General features: G+C 58.0%; 12 protein-coding genes and 1 pseudogene. 7 read left to right on the top strand and 6 right to left on the bottom strand.

The window, feature by feature from the left end:
* Positions 1-66 precede the first annotated feature (66 nt).
* A complete protein-coding gene (locus tag H6F57_RS08035; protein WP_313933616.1) occupies positions 67-1,311 on the bottom strand; it encodes a SpoIIE family protein phosphatase in 1,245 nt (414 codons plus the stop codon).
* Positions 1,312-1,614: 303 nt separating this feature from the next.
* Here H6F57_RS08035 and H6F57_RS08030 point away from each other — a divergent pair, with 303 nt between their 5' ends.
* Both H6F57_RS08030 and H6F57_RS08025 read left to right on the top strand, forming a co-directional pair.
* On the top strand, positions 1,615-2,064 hold the full coding sequence (locus H6F57_RS08030; protein ID WP_190628849.1) for a cupin domain-containing protein: 450 nt from the start codon (positions 1,615-1,617) through the stop codon (positions 2,062-2,064).
* Between the two features lie 116 nt (positions 2,065-2,180).
* On the top strand, positions 2,181-3,833 hold the full coding sequence (locus H6F57_RS08025; protein WP_347279963.1) for a CocE/NonD family hydrolase: 1,653 nt from the start codon (positions 2,181-2,183) through the stop codon (positions 3,831-3,833).
* A 488-nt stretch (positions 3,834-4,321) separates the two neighbouring features.
* Here H6F57_RS08025 and H6F57_RS28295 read toward each other — a convergent pair whose 3' ends face one another.
* The gene (locus tag H6F57_RS28295; protein WP_199292398.1) at positions 4,322-5,431 is read right to left on the bottom strand and encodes a YbaY family lipoprotein; all 1,110 of its coding nucleotides are present in this window, start codon (positions 5,429-5,431) and stop codon (positions 4,322-4,324) included.
* 496 nt (positions 5,432-5,927) lie between these two features.
* Between H6F57_RS28295 and H6F57_RS08015 the strand changes: the two genes are divergently transcribed.
* Both H6F57_RS08015 and H6F57_RS08010 read left to right on the top strand, forming a co-directional pair.
* A complete protein-coding gene (locus tag H6F57_RS08015; protein ID WP_190628822.1) occupies positions 5,928-7,022 on the top strand; it encodes a DUF1517 domain-containing protein in 1,095 nt (364 codons plus the stop codon).
* Positions 7,023-7,776: 754 nt separating this feature from the next.
* Positions 7,777-8,253: an Hsp20/alpha crystallin family protein gene (locus tag H6F57_RS08010; protein WP_190628824.1), complete on the top strand. Its 477-nt coding sequence runs from the start codon at positions 7,777-7,779 to the stop codon at positions 8,251-8,253.
* Positions 8,254-8,425: 172 nt separating this feature from the next.
* Here the strand turns inward: H6F57_RS08010 and H6F57_RS08005 are convergent, their stop codons facing one another.
* Together H6F57_RS08005 and H6F57_RS08000 are read right to left on the bottom strand one after the other, a co-directional pair.
* Complete coding sequence (locus H6F57_RS08005; protein WP_073608782.1) at positions 8,426-8,647, bottom strand: DUF2283 domain-containing protein; 222 nt, start codon at positions 8,645-8,647, stop codon at positions 8,426-8,428.
* Positions 8,648-8,724: 77 nt separating this feature from the next.
* The gene (locus H6F57_RS08000; RefSeq protein ID WP_242025870.1) at positions 8,725-10,953 is read right to left on the bottom strand and encodes a glycosyltransferase; all 2,229 of its coding nucleotides are present in this window, start codon (positions 10,951-10,953) and stop codon (positions 8,725-8,727) included.
* Here H6F57_RS08000 and H6F57_RS07995 point away from each other — a divergent pair.
* On the top strand, positions 10,922-11,119 hold the full coding sequence (locus H6F57_RS07995) for a hypothetical protein (protein ID WP_190628827.1): 198 nt from the start codon (positions 10,922-10,924) through the stop codon (positions 11,117-11,119). The two genes, H6F57_RS08000 and H6F57_RS07995, sit on opposite strands and share 32 nt — an antisense overlap.
* Before the next feature lie 176 nt (positions 11,120-11,295).
* On the opposite strand, the gene H6F57_RS07990 is transcribed toward H6F57_RS07995, so the two are convergent.
* Positions 11,296-13,008, bottom strand: a complete 1,713-nt coding sequence (locus tag H6F57_RS07990; RefSeq protein ID WP_190628829.1) for a hypothetical protein — start codon at positions 13,006-13,008, stop codon at positions 11,296-11,298.
* A gap of 31 nt (positions 13,009-13,039) precedes the next feature.
* Positions 13,040-13,399, bottom strand: a complete 360-nt coding sequence (locus H6F57_RS07985; protein WP_190628830.1) for a rhodanese-like domain-containing protein — start codon at positions 13,397-13,399, stop codon at positions 13,040-13,042.
* A 174-nt stretch (positions 13,400-13,573) separates the two neighbouring features.
* On the opposite strand from H6F57_RS07985, the pseudogene H6F57_RS07980 reads away from it, so the two are divergent.
* Together H6F57_RS07980 and H6F57_RS07975 are read left to right on the top strand one after the other, a co-directional pair.
* A pseudogene (locus H6F57_RS07980) lies at positions 13,574-14,268 on the top strand (aspartate/glutamate racemase family protein).
* Between the two features lie 67 nt (positions 14,269-14,335).
* Positions 14,336-14,524, top strand: a complete 189-nt coding sequence (locus tag H6F57_RS07975) for a hypothetical protein (protein ID WP_190628831.1) — start codon at positions 14,336-14,338, stop codon at positions 14,522-14,524.
* The last annotated feature ends 58 nt before the right edge of the window (positions 14,525-14,582 follow it).

Raw genomic sequence — 14,582 nt, 5'->3', positions numbered from 1 at the left:
TAGAGTTTTAGGTGCAAGGTGAGGGACAATCCTAATCTCTGAAACCCTAAATCTTGCTGTGGTTGCCTAGTCTAAGTCGATCATCATCAGAGACATATCGTCGCTGGCAACCTCTCCTGCCTGGCATTTAATTACGGTGTCGAGAATGTGGTCAATACTGCGCTCGCGCTTGGCCACGGCTAGCAAATCTACAAAGTTGTCCAACCCGAGGTACTGCTGATTGTCTTGCAGCACCTCGTACAGGCCGTCGCTGAATAGATAAAGGCTGCTGTTGGGGGGCAGCTGACAGCGCTGCCATTGGTACTTGGCTTCGGGCAACATACCCACGGGCATGCCGGGGGTGCGCAGGCGGGTGGTGGTCACCTTTTGGTCGCCATCAATCGACACCAGCACCGCCGGAGGATGGCCAGCGCTGGCGTAGAGCAGCTGGCGGTTGGCACAGTTGAGCACACCGTACCAGATGGTGAAATATTTTTGGTTCTGATCGCTCATCTGAAAGGTTTCGTTGAGCGCCCGCAGCACTTTTTCGGGGCGGTAGAAGCTGACATCGGGCAGCGACTGAGCGCGCAGCACGTTTAGCACTGAGGTAGAGAGCAGCGCCGACCCCAGCCCGTGGCCTGAGACGTCGAGCAAATACACTACCAGATAGTCGGGGTCGAGCCAGTAATAGTCATAGCAGTCGCCGCCGAGCTGCTGAGAGGGCAAAAACCGCGATTGGATGGGCACTCTGCCGACTTGATCGTTGGGCAGGAGCGATCGCACATAGCCCTCCGCCTCCGCCATTTCAGCTTCCATCCGCTGCTTTTGCTGGCGCAGGTCCTGGGTGAGCTGGTAGATGCGCAGCCCTGCTCGCACCCGCGCATTGAGCTCGTTGATATCCACCGGTTTCGAGAGCAGATCGTCAGCCCCCATCTCCAGCCCCTTGACTCGGTCAGCGGTGCTGTAGCGGGCCGTCAGCAGCAGCAGTGACGTAATTGAGAGCACCGGGTGATGCTTAAGCGCCTGGCAAATGGCCAACCCATCGATGGTGCCCGGAATGTTCCAGTCACAGATGATCACCCCCGGCAGCAGTTTTTCGGCCAGGGTGAGGCCTTCTGCCCCGCTGCGGGCCGTGGTGACACTGTAACCCTGCTGCTTGAGAGCACTGACCAAAAATTGCTCTGTGGCGGCATCGTGCTCAATGATGAGGATGTCGATCATGCTGCGTTTTAGACCGAGGAAGTAACCGTAGAACCTGGAGAACGAGTAGCGTCGATAGTGGTAGTAGAGCGACCCAGGCGTTTCTAAATTTCCCCGCTGGCCTAGCACCACAGCTAGATGGGGATACTGAGGTTTAGCGTAACCCTAAACTGCCTCAGCCAGGAACTTCATAAAGATCCTACGCAATCTCTTTAGAGTCTGAAGGCTACAGAGCCAAGTGGCCAACCGTTGAAGCGATCCCTGCCGCTTGAATTTATAGTTTTAGTTCCCGCAGTAACCCCTGACAAGGCAACTTTTTATGAAAGGTAGGGTGAGCTACTGTGATCTGCGCAGGAGTCTGTTTAGCATAGTCATGCCGTTCTGTTGGGCCAACCGGTTATGGATACTGTGGTTATGGACTCCCTGACCTGCTCGTTGCCGACTAGCTGCGTCGTGCCGGTGTATAAGTCACCGAAGGATTACCAGGCTTTTCGCATTAGCCCCGGCGATAGCAACCGCCTGGCCCTGGTATTTGACCCCACTATTGCCAATATGTCGCTGACCTACTGCGTCGAAATTTTTGACGTCGGTGGCAAAACACCCCCCAACCGCCATCAGGTTGCCGTTGAGATGTTTTTTGTGCTCAAGGGCGAAGGCCGTGCTACCTGCGACGGCAAAACCGTTGCTATTCGAGCGGGAGACAGCATTTTGGTGCCTCCCAACGGGGTGCACGTGGTCGAAAATACTGGCCCTACTCGACTCTATACCCTGTGCATCATGGTGCCCAATGAAGACTTCGCTGAGCTAATTCGCAGCGGCACCCCCGTTGAGCTAGACGATGAAGATTTGGCTGTTTTAGGCCGTCACGATTCCCCCAGCCCGTAAGGTCGTTACAGGCTCCTTTAAATTCTTCTGGTGGGCTTGGCCCATCCCTACCGCTCCGTAAACCCTTGCTCACTCCCGGCCTCTACGCTGTTGCTCCCCCGCAAACCCTAACGCTGGTGCTGCCCCCGTTGGCCTCCCCCTCGGGCGAGGAGGCGATTCGCCTCGATGCTGATGTGTACTATCCCATTGGCGACGGGCCGTTTCCGGTGCTGCTGATGCGACAGCCCTACGGTCGAGCGATCGCATCCACCGTGGTCTATGCCCACCCCAGCTGGTACGCCAGCCATGGCTACATTGTGGTGATTCAAGACGTGCGGGGGCGAGGTACCTCCGGTGGGGAGTTTGACCTGTTTTGCCACGAGGCCGACGATGGCTATGCCACGGTGCAGTGGGCGGCAAATCTACCCCAGAGCAATGGGGCGGTGGGCATGTATGGGTTTTCCTATCAGGGGATGACCCAACTGTATGCGGCGGCGAGGCAGCCGCCCGCGTTGAGGGCGATCGCCCCAGCCATGGTGGGCTACGACCTCTACGCCGATTGGGCCTACGAAAATGGAGCTTTACCCCTGCAAATAGGCCTGGGCTGGGCGCTTCAGCTTGCCGCCGAAACCGCTCGCCTGCAACAGGATGCCATGGCGTATCAGGCGCTGCGCCAGGCTGCCCATGCCCTGCCTCTGGGTGATGCTATTCCTGCCCGGCCCCAAGTGCTAAAGACCTATGCTCCCGACTCTTTCTTTCACCAGTGGCTCGATCATCCTCAGCCCGACGACTACTGGCAGGCGCTCAAGCCAGACTTGGCAGCGGTAAATTTGCCCATGCTGCACATTGGCGGCTGGTATGACCCCCACCTGCGGGGCAACCTGCGGCTGTATCAGCAAATGGTGTCCCAAGGCAGCGCCCCCCAAGAACTGTGGATTGGCCCCTGGGGACATTTGCCCTGGAGCCGCCGGGTGGGGGCGGTGGATTTTGGTCCTGAGGCCGACAGCCCGATCGATCGCCTGCAAGTTCGCTGGTTCGACCAGTTTCTGAAAGATTCCCCCTCTGAGACCGTCGCTAAGTCTCCTGTTCAGCTATTTGTGATGGGGGTGAACCAGTGGCAGGGGCGCGATCGCTGGCTAGTCAACCCTGGCCAACCCTTCTACCTCAGCAGTAGCGGCTTGGCGGGGATGCGCAGCGACGACGGTGTGCTTAGCCCGCACTTGTTTCAGCTCCAGAGACAACCGGCATCCCCAACTGAGGACGTGATCGTACATGACCCTTGGCGACCAGTGCCCTCCCTGGGTGGCCACTGCGGCTTGCCGTCTGGCCCCTTCGACCGAGGGGCGATCGACAGCCGCTCTGACGTACTGACCTACACGACTGCTCCCTTGACTGAGGGGCTGACGCTGGTGGGAACGGCGATCGCCATCCTCTACTGCCAGGTCGATGCCCCCAGCTTTGACCTCAGTGTGGTGCTCTCGGAGGTGCATGGCGATGGCCGAGTCATGAATCTCACTCAGGGGCAGTGCCGGGTTGATAATCCCGATGCAACAAATTCTGACCCTCAGAGGGTGACGCTGCCCCTACAGCCTACGGCCTGTACCCTGGCCTCTGGTTACCGTCTGCGGCTGAGCGTGGCGGCGTCTTGTTTCCCGGCCTATGCGGTGAATAGCGGTACCGGCGCGAGACATGGAAATTGCGCTCAGATAGACCATCAGATCATCACCGTAACCCTTGGCCATGGGCCGGTTTACCCCTCCTGCGTGAAGTTACCTCTAGAGACAGAGTGAAGGGTGATCGCGATCGTAAAGAATAAAAAAAATCGGCTCCCTAGGGAAGCCGACGTGGGTGATACTAAATCTCTACGTTGTTCTCTCAATCTGGAAGAAACCATCAAAAACCCAGCGCTTTTTGCAGCGCCGGAGGTTTAGATAATCTTTCCGTCGGAGGGCTCTCATCTCCTCCGTCTCTCATTGTAACAACAAGTACAGATTTTCATTAACACAATCTCCACTGATTGTGTGTTGATTTGATAACCTAAGCTAATGAGCAAATGTACTCAGTATTTTTTCGGAGAGCCTGATTAGATGCTCAAAGTTCAATACTGAATCCAATACCTCAACCTGGCAAAAGGTGGCTTAGCAAAGGCTTTGGTGTAGCCCAGCTAAACGCTTTACTCTGCTTGCTTTAGAAGAACCAAGGGAAGTAAACAGCATTGGGTTGTGGGTGGTTCTATCGGTCAGTTTTATGGCTGATAGGACCACCCGCTGCCCTAGGCTTACCGTGAGATCTGTTCAACCCGAACGTCTACATTGGTGGGACTGCCCTGGGTGATCACCGCAAAGCGGCTGGTGGTGGTAAATCGCAGATCCCCATCGACAATAATGCGGGCCTGCACCGCGTAGCTCAAGCGTGGGTCAATCTGGTCAGGGCTATAGACCAGCTCAAAGGGAATTGGCACCTGGCGATCGCCAAACACCACACTCTGAGAGGCCAGGACTACCGCAGGCGCATCGGCCCGGCTGACATCCACCAGGCTGACCTCCAAAATAGCGTTGGGAGGCATGGCAATGCGGGGCAGATAGCTGACGGTGCCAGTTACGCTGGCGGAGTTGGGTTGCACGGCGTTGTTGACCTCAATCGTTTGGGCACCGTTAGCAGCAATGTTCACCACCACCGAGGGAGTGCCGCCGTGGGTGAAGGTGACGCCCTCAGCCGAAACGTTGGCCGTGGCAGGAGCGGCATTCAGCTCCTGCCGCCCAGTGGATTTGTTGAACAGGTTGATGCGGGGCTGACCCTGCTGGGTAAACACCCTCACCGCGTAGGTTGGCGTTTGCGAAAACACGACAGTGCCCTCAGTCATAGAACTCACTGGACCCGGTAGCTGAGCCAGTTCGTTGAGACTATCGCCGTCAACCACGAAGCTGCGGTTTTTGACCTCGGTTTGGGTGAGCTGCGCCACATTGATGCGCTGGTTGTCAATGGTGGTGGGGCCGTTGAGCATAATTCGCTCACCCAGGACGACGGGGCGCAATGCCTGGGCTTCGCCATCAATATCCATCACTGCCGCTACGTAGGTGGCCAGGTTGGTGCCGCCCCCCTGGTTGACGCCAAAGAATACAGCGGCATCGGTTTTGCCGTCGCCGTTGATGTCGCCAAAGGCCAGCCAGTTCGGTTCTTTGGCCATGCTGACCAGGAGTTCGCCGGGGCGATTGTACTCGCCATTTTCAAGGGTGACGGTTTCAAAGGTGGGTTCGGGGCCAAAACCCAGGGGCACAACGTAGGTGCCGTTGATCAGGGTGTTCCAGCGATCGCACCAGGCCTGTTTTTCGGGGGCAAACACCTCACGGGTCATGCAGTTGTGCCATTCGGGCTGAGTTTGCGCCACGGCCTGGCCTCCTGTAATTACCCCACTACCGAGGGAAGCGGCTACTAAGCCAGCGCCTAAAAGAGTAGAAAATACTCGCTTGTTCATGATTAATCTCACACCTAATGTTCAGCAGGGAGAACCACAGTCTTCTGCTTAGGCATGGCTCAAAATGCTGACTGTATCTCCCCTGAGTCCTTAGGCAATCTATCAATGAACTATAAGGAAGCGGTGTGGGGTTACGGTTTTAGCAACATAATCTGGCCTACCGCCCCGCTAACTAAGGACGATGCCTAACCCAAGCAGTGGATGCGCTAATGGCTAGATCTGCATCAATGCTGCCTACCCCTTCACCTCATCTCAGGTGCGGTCATGCCGCTTGCACCTTGCTCAAGGGTGCTGCGGACGACGAGTTTAGGATTATTAACCCCCAGGCTAGGGAGTTTCTTGAATACTCAAGAAAAGGTTCCAGGCGATCTACAAACTCTACATTGAATGAACTATTGGAGAACCCGTGATGCAGGTGAGTCCTAGCTTTAAGCGGCTTTGGTGGATGATTACTGCTGCCACCGCCATGATTGCGATGGTGGTCTATCTGGAGGTAGTGCCGGTGGTTAAGAGCCATCACCTTTCCCTAGGGGCGATCGAACAGCGGCTTAGCCAGGGCTTTTTGCCGTCGGGGACTGTTAGAGAACAGGCCGTCAGCGGCGGCATGAGTCGAGGTGGTTCCTTCGGCCGTTCCTCTGCGCCTGCGCCCTCGGCTCCGCGCAGTTTGCCTAGCTACGGCGGCGGTTATGGCGGCGGCTACGGTGGTGGTTATGGCGGTAGCTACGGCTATCGTTCGGCCCCAGGGCCGGTGATTGTGCCCTACCCCACCTACGCTCCGGCCCCGGTGTATGTGGGAACGGGTGGTGGCGGTGGCGGTGGATTCTTGATTGTGATTGTGGTGGCGGGGTTTATTCTGCTGCCCATCGCGTTTAGCTATTTGCAGGGCAGCAGTCGTAGGTTTGACGGCCCAGCGACGGCGGGTAGCCAGAGCGAACTGCTCAACGACATTGTCACGGTGACGCGCCTACAGATAGTGCTGCTAGCGGGGGCAAGAGATCTTCAGCGCGACCTCGATCGCATTGTTGTCAACGCTGACCTCACCACCCCAGCGGGGCTGGCAGCCCAACTGCGCGAAACAGTGCTGGCGCTGCTGCGTCACCCCGACTACTGGACCCATGTGCGGGCCGAATCACAGACGGTGTCCGGGCGCGAGCGGGCATCAGAACTGTTTGAGCGGCTGTCGATTCAAGAGCGCAGCAAGTTTACCGTCGAAACCTTGGTAAACGTAGGCGGCGAGGTGCAGCGGCGGACTATGCCCAGTGGCCCCAGCGAAGATGTGGCCTCTCACATTGTGGTGACGCTGCTGTTGGGCACGGCGGACGATCGCCCCCTGTTTAACACCGTTAATTCTGTTGCTGATTTAAAGGCGGTATTGCAGCGCTTGGGTTCTATTTCTCCTGCTTACCTGCTGGTCTACGAGCTGCTGTGGACGCCTCAAGACCCCACCGATAGCCTCAGCGGCGATGAACTGATTGCTAACTATCCCGACCTGATCACGCTGTAGCGCGATCGCAAACGGTATAGCTCAGTCATAAATTTAAAGGTACGACTGAGATTTGATGGGGAAAACGGTGGCTGGCTGGCGCTGAACATTTGAAGCAATTCCCACCGCGATCCCTATGGGAATCGCCGTTGTTCATAATGAGGTGGGGCTGGCTGAAGGAAAACACTAATTCCTATGGTACTCGCAAAGAATCTAAGTCGTCAGAGCTTGCTGCAATCGCATATCACTGCGCTGCAATCGCATATCACTGCGCTGCAATCGCATATCACTGCGCTGCAATCGCATATCACTGCGCCGCAATCACATGTCACTGCGCTGCAATCACATGTCACTGCCCTGCAATCACATGTCACTGCGCTGCAATCACATGTCATGAAGCTGCAATGGCATGTCACCGTCCTGCAACCGCGATCGCGACCGACGCTTTAACAATTGCAGGCGCGGCAATGGCGATCGCGCACCCACACAAGGCATCATGTGCCCCTCCTATCCTCTATGTAGTTGGTGAACCGTCAATGGTCTGCCGGCTGCCCCAAAAACTGGGCTTCTTGGCCCATAGCTTGGGGGTGCGATCGCCTTACGGTTAACCCCACCACCAGTTCGGTGGGGAAGTTCGCCATCTCAGTAGGGTTCCTACGACTGGAGGTAGAAGCGGCTCTGGCGCACCATAGTAGCTGTAGAGAGTGAAAGCGCAAATGCTTGACCTGACTCACCTTAGACGTTTGCAAAGGCAGTACCAGGAGGTTTAGAATCCATGATTATTCGTCGTTACTTAGACCCCATTACCGAAATTAACGCCATTCGTCGCCAGATCAACGACGCCTTTGGCGATCTCACCAATGAAGCGCTAACTAAGACCGATTGGGCTCCTGCCATTCGCTTAGTTGACCACGGCCATGAGTTCATATTGACTGCTCACCTAGTGGGCGTCACCGCTGCCGACCTCGACGTGCAGGTAACCGCTGATAGCGTATCCATTGCCGGCGTTCGCAAGGCCCCCGAGGCTCCTGCTGAAGAAGGCACCCAGGTGCTCTACGACGACACCCGCTACGGCAGCTTCCAGCGCATGGTGAACCTGCCCGACGCTGTGCAAAACGACCAGGTTGTGGCCGACTTTACCCATGGTGTGCTGACCCTGACCCTGCCTAAGGTGGTTGAAGCCCGCAATAAGGTGGTCAAAATCAGCTTGGGTGGCACCGAAGCCCCTGCCATTGAAGCGGGCGAAGCCTAGCTCAGAGCAAGAGATGTCTCTGCGCTAACTGTTGACGATTGAGAGTAAGTCATGACGATTCGGGAGGCATTGCCTCCCCTTTTTTTGTTGCGCTGATTGCAGCATCCCGCTGCTGATACAAAGACCTGAGTTCAGTCCACCTTGAGCTAGCCCGGGGAGTTCTGCTAAGCCTCTATGGCTGCGGCTTTTCGAGGTCGGCATCGCCTACGGTAAACGTGACTGAGAGGGGGCTATCAACCCGGCGGGAGGCCTCGCGCAGCTCGAGCCCCACAACCATGCCGTCGTCGTCGTAGTCGAGAATGAGGTTAGGCGAAATGCGGGCGGTTTCACCGACTTCACGCTGGTTGAAGGCGATTTGCAGGATGTCGCGATCGGGGTCGTAGGTGATCTGCATAGGCTAGGGCGCGAGGCGACAAAGGCGCAGTGGGTAGTGTGATAGCCGCCATCATAGAGTGTTTCTGGGCGGATGGTTTACCCTTTGACCAGCGGCAGCGCTTTGGAACTGCGGCCATGCGCCCATCTTGGCCAAAACAGCACCCGCAGCAGCAGCCCGATCGATTGCAGCTCGCCTGGGCTGTTCCACCGCTTCCACTGGCCAGGATAGCAAAACAGGGCGGTGACCAAGGCACGGTAGCTGGCGGGGGCGATGGGGCCAAACTGCACCCGCAGGTGGGGAAACTTGTCTTGGTAGTCTATGGCCGTGACAATGCCCTCTAGGGCGATCGCCTCCTCGGCAATTTCTAGATCTACCGCCATCCCCACGCTGAGGGGATGCTCTAAAGAGGCCTGCTGGGTGAGGGCCACCTCAACCCCAGCCTCTGACATTAGCGTGGTAATGCCCCACCAGGTTTTGAGCGCCGGGCGATCGGCGGGTGTGGGGCCATCGCCCGCTGCCGACTGAAACAGCCGAGGCGACAGCTTCACAACCCGGCGCAGATCCAACCACACGTGGGAGTCAGGGCGGGGGACATCCAGCAAGATCAGTAGGGCGATCGCGATCATCGCCAGGTTGTAGGCGCTCCACAGCCAGCCCAGAGCCAGCCCCTTGGCCTGTAGATCGTAGCCCTCGCTGCCCCATCCAGCCATCAGGCACAGGCCTAGATTGCGCCACAGGCTGATGGTGGTAAGCCCAAACAAAATCACCAGGGGCAGGCTCAGCCGCCAGTTAAACTGAAACTTTTGGTTGGAGGTGCCCTTAGGGGTAACGTCAAAGCCCTTCGAAAACGGTCTGACCAGGGCCTGTATCACCGTCGCGGCTAGGGGAAACACCAGCACTATCGAATAAACATCAGACATGAGGGCTGAGCGGGAGTAGTGGTTGAGCCAGGCAAACACCGTGAGCTGCACCAGGTAATAGGGCAAAAAGAAATACAGCACCTCTGAGGTATTGGCCTGAATGGGCACCACGTTGAGAAACGAGTAGGCCAAGGGCATCAGCAACAACACCAGGCGGGGAATGCTGCTCAGCTGGTTCATCAGCCCTTCTAAATGCCCCAGTCGCTGAAGCAGGGTGAGCCCTCGAATTGTCAAGGGGTTAGAGTCGATAAAAAACGCCTGGAGGGTGCCCCTAGCCCACCGCAGCCGCTGGGTGACATGGGCTGAAATATTCTCCGCTGCCAGGCCTGCACTGAGCTGCTCGTCTAAATAGATGACCTCGTTGCCTTGGGCTGCTATGCGTATGGCGGTGAAGTAGTCTTCGCTGAGCGATTCGGTGACAAAACCACCGCTGTCTTTTAAGGCGGTGCGGCGCACCACAAACGAGGTGCCGGCACAGACCACGCTGCCCGACCCGTCTCGCATGGGTTGAATTTGGCGGTAAAAGACCTCTTCGTCTGGGGTCAATACCCCTTCTAGACCTAGGTTGCGGGCAATGGGGTCGGGGTTGTAAAAACTCTGGGGTGTCTGCACCAGCCCCACCTTGAGGTTTTGAAAGAAGCCAACGGTGCGGCAGAGAAAATTACGAGTTGGGACAAAATCGGCATCAAAGGAGGCGATCAGTTCTCCCTGGGTGAGTTCGAGGGCGTGGTTGAGGTTGCCCGCTTTGGCGTGGTGGTTATTGGGGCGGGTTAGGTACTGGCAGCCCAGGTCGGCGGCCAGGGCTTTGATTTCAGGACGGCGGGTGTCGTCGAGCAGGTATATGGTTTTGCGCGGGTAATCCATCGCCTGGCAGCCAATGATGGTGCGGCGCAGGATAAAAGCCGGTTCATCGTAGGTAGGGATGAACACGTCTACCCAGGGCTGGTAGCGGCCCTGAAGCACATCGTGCTCTAGCACATCGGCCTGGTTGTGGCGATCGCGCACCCGCAGCAGCAGCAGCAGTTGAATAATGCTGATCGTTAGGCCAAATAGCTCCATCCCCAACAGCAGCAGGCTGAAGGTGCCCTCTAGAGGCGAGGCCAAATTTAGGGTTGAGAGGCAGCGCCAGACGAGATAGCGGGCCACTAAAACCAGCAAAATGCTGATTACAATGCATCGTGACCAGGGCCGGGGCTGGGGTGAAACGCGGGTAATGGTGAAGGCCAGCAGCAGTAGCAGCACTGTGGGAGCCACCAAATACTGGGCTGCCACCATCGGTACTTCGAGCCACATTGGGGGCTGATTCTGCAACACCTGGAGCTGAGCAAAAATTTGGGTGATTCGCGCCTCACCCGCAAACCAAGCCATCACAATGGCCGCCGAGAGTCCCACGGTAGCTGCCATCACAACAGTTGCCCAGCGTACCGGCGGGCGCGATTTAGCCTTAGGGGTCGGCTTAGAAACAGACCTGGATAGAGACGGCATGGCTGTTGACGGTAAAGGGCAGAAGCGGCGGGCACAGCCCCAGGCCAAACTAACCGGGTTGCGCCGTCCAGGCAATTTTGGCTGACTCATCTGAGAGGAGCCTGAGCAGAGGCAGGTGCAAAGTGCTCACCGTTAAGAAAAAGGTTGACTCCACCGCTCTCTTTGGCAGCGCAATCGGTAGCGGGGCCATACCTCTCCCGGCTACTGTACGCATTAGCGCGCTATTCAGATGACGCCTAGCCAACAGAGTTAGCGATCGCCCTAGATTTTTTCGGGGGCGATGGCCTGACGCAGCTCTTCGTGACCAAAGCTGTAGCCGCCTCCGACGCACCGCAGCAGCCCAGCGGTCACCATGGTCTCAAGCCAGGGGCGCGCCGCCCGGGGCAGGCCTTGCCTACCGCCCAACAGCCGCCGCACTAGGCCGTGCTGCAAGCTAAAGGACAACCACAGGGCGAGAATCACCAAACACCCCACGAGCAGCCTCAGGCGGCTGAGGGGCAACAGCGTCAGCGGCGGCTGGCTACCCACCACCGCCGGTAGTACCAGCAACAGTCCCAAAATCGCGCCCAATACCGCCACCAGCACCACCGTATTCCGCAGAGCCAAAGTCAGGTCTTGATGGGGGGTCTGACGAATTTGAGCCGCTCCGGGCACCCCACCGTGGAGCAGCCCGACCAGACCCAAACTCCAGCCCAGTAAGGCACCTACGGTTCCAGCTCCGCCAAACCCAACCACCCCATGGCCAAAGGGGCTCAGCACCAGGGCGGCTCCGCCGCCTAACACGAGACCCAGCACCAGGGCTAGCCCGCCGCAGGTGATCGCTAGGGAAATTAGGCGGCCTAAGGGGGCGATCGCCACCCCCAGCCGAATATAAGGAAAACTCTCCAGATCAATCTGCGAGGCCATCAGCCCCAGGGCTACCCCCAGCAGCAGGTTGCCCCCCACCAGTCCCATGATTAGGGCGATCGCCAGCCCCAGCAGTAGCCGATAGAGCAACTGGCGTGGCTCGGGCAGCCAGCTCCGGTCCAAATCATCCAAATAAAAGGTGCGAGGACGCTGGCTGAGCTGCTCGGCCAGCCAGCCCAAAGCTGCTCGGTGCTGAGCTGAATCGCCTTTGGCCTTAGCCAACCCCTCATCAAGATACCGCTTGACCAGGTCGGCTCGACTGCGCAGGGGAGGCACCGCCAGATTGGGCATCGCCACCAGCAGGTTGAGCACCAGGGGCAGCCTGGCCAACTGCTGAAGCAGTTTGCTGTCCTTGATCACCGGCCACAGCTCGGGCCGGTTTTGAGCCAGCACGTAGTCTTTGACCTGCTGGGCCGCCAGAGGAATGATGTTAATGCCGCCGTTGAACTGGTCAAAGGTTAACCCCGATGACTCCAGCACCTGGCGGCGACAGCAGAGCAGGGCAGTTTGGTTGGGGTTGCTGCGCAGCAGGGTTTCGATCGCAGCGGCGCACTTGCGCTTTTGGGCGGTAGGCAGGTGGTCAAACCCATCGATCAGCAGGGTGAGCTGAGCATTGTCGATCCAATAGCTGGCGTCGGCTTTGGCCACCCGGTACTCGCGCCACAGAGTGGCCATCAGCCAATCGCGCATGGATTCCCTGGCCCAGGCTGAGACATCCACCAGCACTGGCACCGGCCCGCCGCGCTTCACTAACAGTTCTCCCACCGCCAGCAGGGTGTGGGTTTTACCGACGCCAGCTTCTCCCAGAATGAGCAGGCGACCGTCAACGCCGTCGCGCTGAAACCGGTCGGCGATCGCCCCCACCGAAGTCAGCACCTCGTTGTCTTGGCTGCCAAACTTTAGCCCCCACACTCGATAGTTCATGGGGATGTCGCGGCGCGGCGAGACCAGTGGTAGCCCCGCCCGCCGAGCCGCAATCTGGCGATCGGCCGCCTGCGCCAGGGTCTTGAGACTGGCCGCCGCTGGAGGCTGTCCAGGAAGCAGCGATCGCAGAAAAGTCGTCACCATGGGGGCAAAGGGGCAGAACCCGAATAGCAGGCTAGTAGCGGGGCACGGTGCGATCGACCAGCAGGGCATAGGCATCAATGCCGCCAGTCACATTCTTGAGTTGGGTGAAGCCCTGCTGAGCCAGCCAGCCGCACATCTGGGCCGAGCGCATGCCGTGGTGGCAGAGCACAATGGTTTCGCGATCGCGCTCAAAGCGATTGTGAATGGCCTCCGACCATTCGGCAAACTCGCTCAGGGGCAGGTTGGCAAAGCCGGGCAGGCTGGCCAGCTCAAGTTCGCTGGGTTCGCGGACGTCGATCAGCTGCATCGCACCGTCAGCCTCAGCGAGACGCTGGGCCAGATCCTCAACGCTGAGGGATGCGTAGGGAGCAGCATCAGAAGAAACGGTCATAGGTCAACTCTAGGGGGCATTGGTGAGAACGGCGGGCTGAGGCAATCCGTTTAACTCTGCCAGGCTTTTGCCGATTTACGCAACCTTAACCGATCGCTCCGGGAAGGTGCTCAGCAAAGATGATATAACCCTGGGCACAACCTCTCCCCCGGTAACGCCATGCCAACCCCTCCAATGAAAACTATTGGCCTGATTGGCGGCATGAGTTGGGAGTCGTCTCTAGAGTACTACCGCATTCTCAACCAAGCTACGCGGGCGAAGCGTGGGGGCTACACTCCGCCAAAATAATTATGTTTTCGGTCAATTTTGCCGATTTGGCCACCCTTCAGCACCAGAACGACTGGATAGAGATTTCAGACATTCTGGTGGAAGCCGCCCAAAAGCTGCAAATGGCCGGAGCCGGTATGGTGCTGATCGGCACCAACACCATGCACCGAGTAGCCGATGCGATCGAGGCCCGCATTTCTATTCCCCTCCTGCACATTGCCGATGTTACTGCCGATGCGATTAAAGCCCAGGGGTTAGGGCAAGTGGGGCTGTTGGGTACCAAGTTCACCATGGAGCAAGACTTCTACCGCCAGCGTTTAATCGAGCATCACGGTCTGGAGGTACTGATTCCCAGCGAGTCTAGTCGGGAAATGGTGCACCAGATTATCTATGACGAGCTGTGCCAGGGTCAGTTTAAGCCCGGCTCTCGCCAAACGGTGCTGGCGATCTGCCAGGAACTGGTCGAGGCCGGGGCCGAGGGGGTGATCCTGGGCTGCACGGAGCTAGAGCTGCTGGTGGGGGATGCGATCGCGGCAGCACCCCTATTTCCCACCACCCGCATCCACGCCGAGGCGGCGGTCAACTTAGCCCTGGGTAAGTAGAGATGCTGGCCGTTAACGCTATCTTGATGGGAGTTTCGCGGCAAATACCAACCTTCCAACCTCGCCTATGACGGCAATGCCAACCCTCGATCGCAAACTGCGGCAGCGGCTGATTGCTCTGGCCGTGGCGCTGACTCTGGCGGGCGTAGTTGGGTTGCTGCTGTGGCAGGAGGGCCAGGGTGCTGATGGCACACCCCCATGGCTCGACTTTATCCATTTGATCCAAAAAGGAAAGCAGCAAGCAGAATTCAGATGAGGGGCTGAGGAGCTTGCTGCGATGGAATTCATGGCGATGATGATAGCGTTTGCGCCGC

Source organism: Leptolyngbya sp. FACHB-60 (genome assembly GCF_014695775.1).
Lineage (GTDB): Bacteria > Cyanobacteriota > Cyanobacteriia > Phormidesmidales > Phormidesmidaceae > Nodosilinea.
Note: the sequence above shows the minus strand (reverse complement) of the source record. Positions and strands in the feature narration are given on the sequence as shown.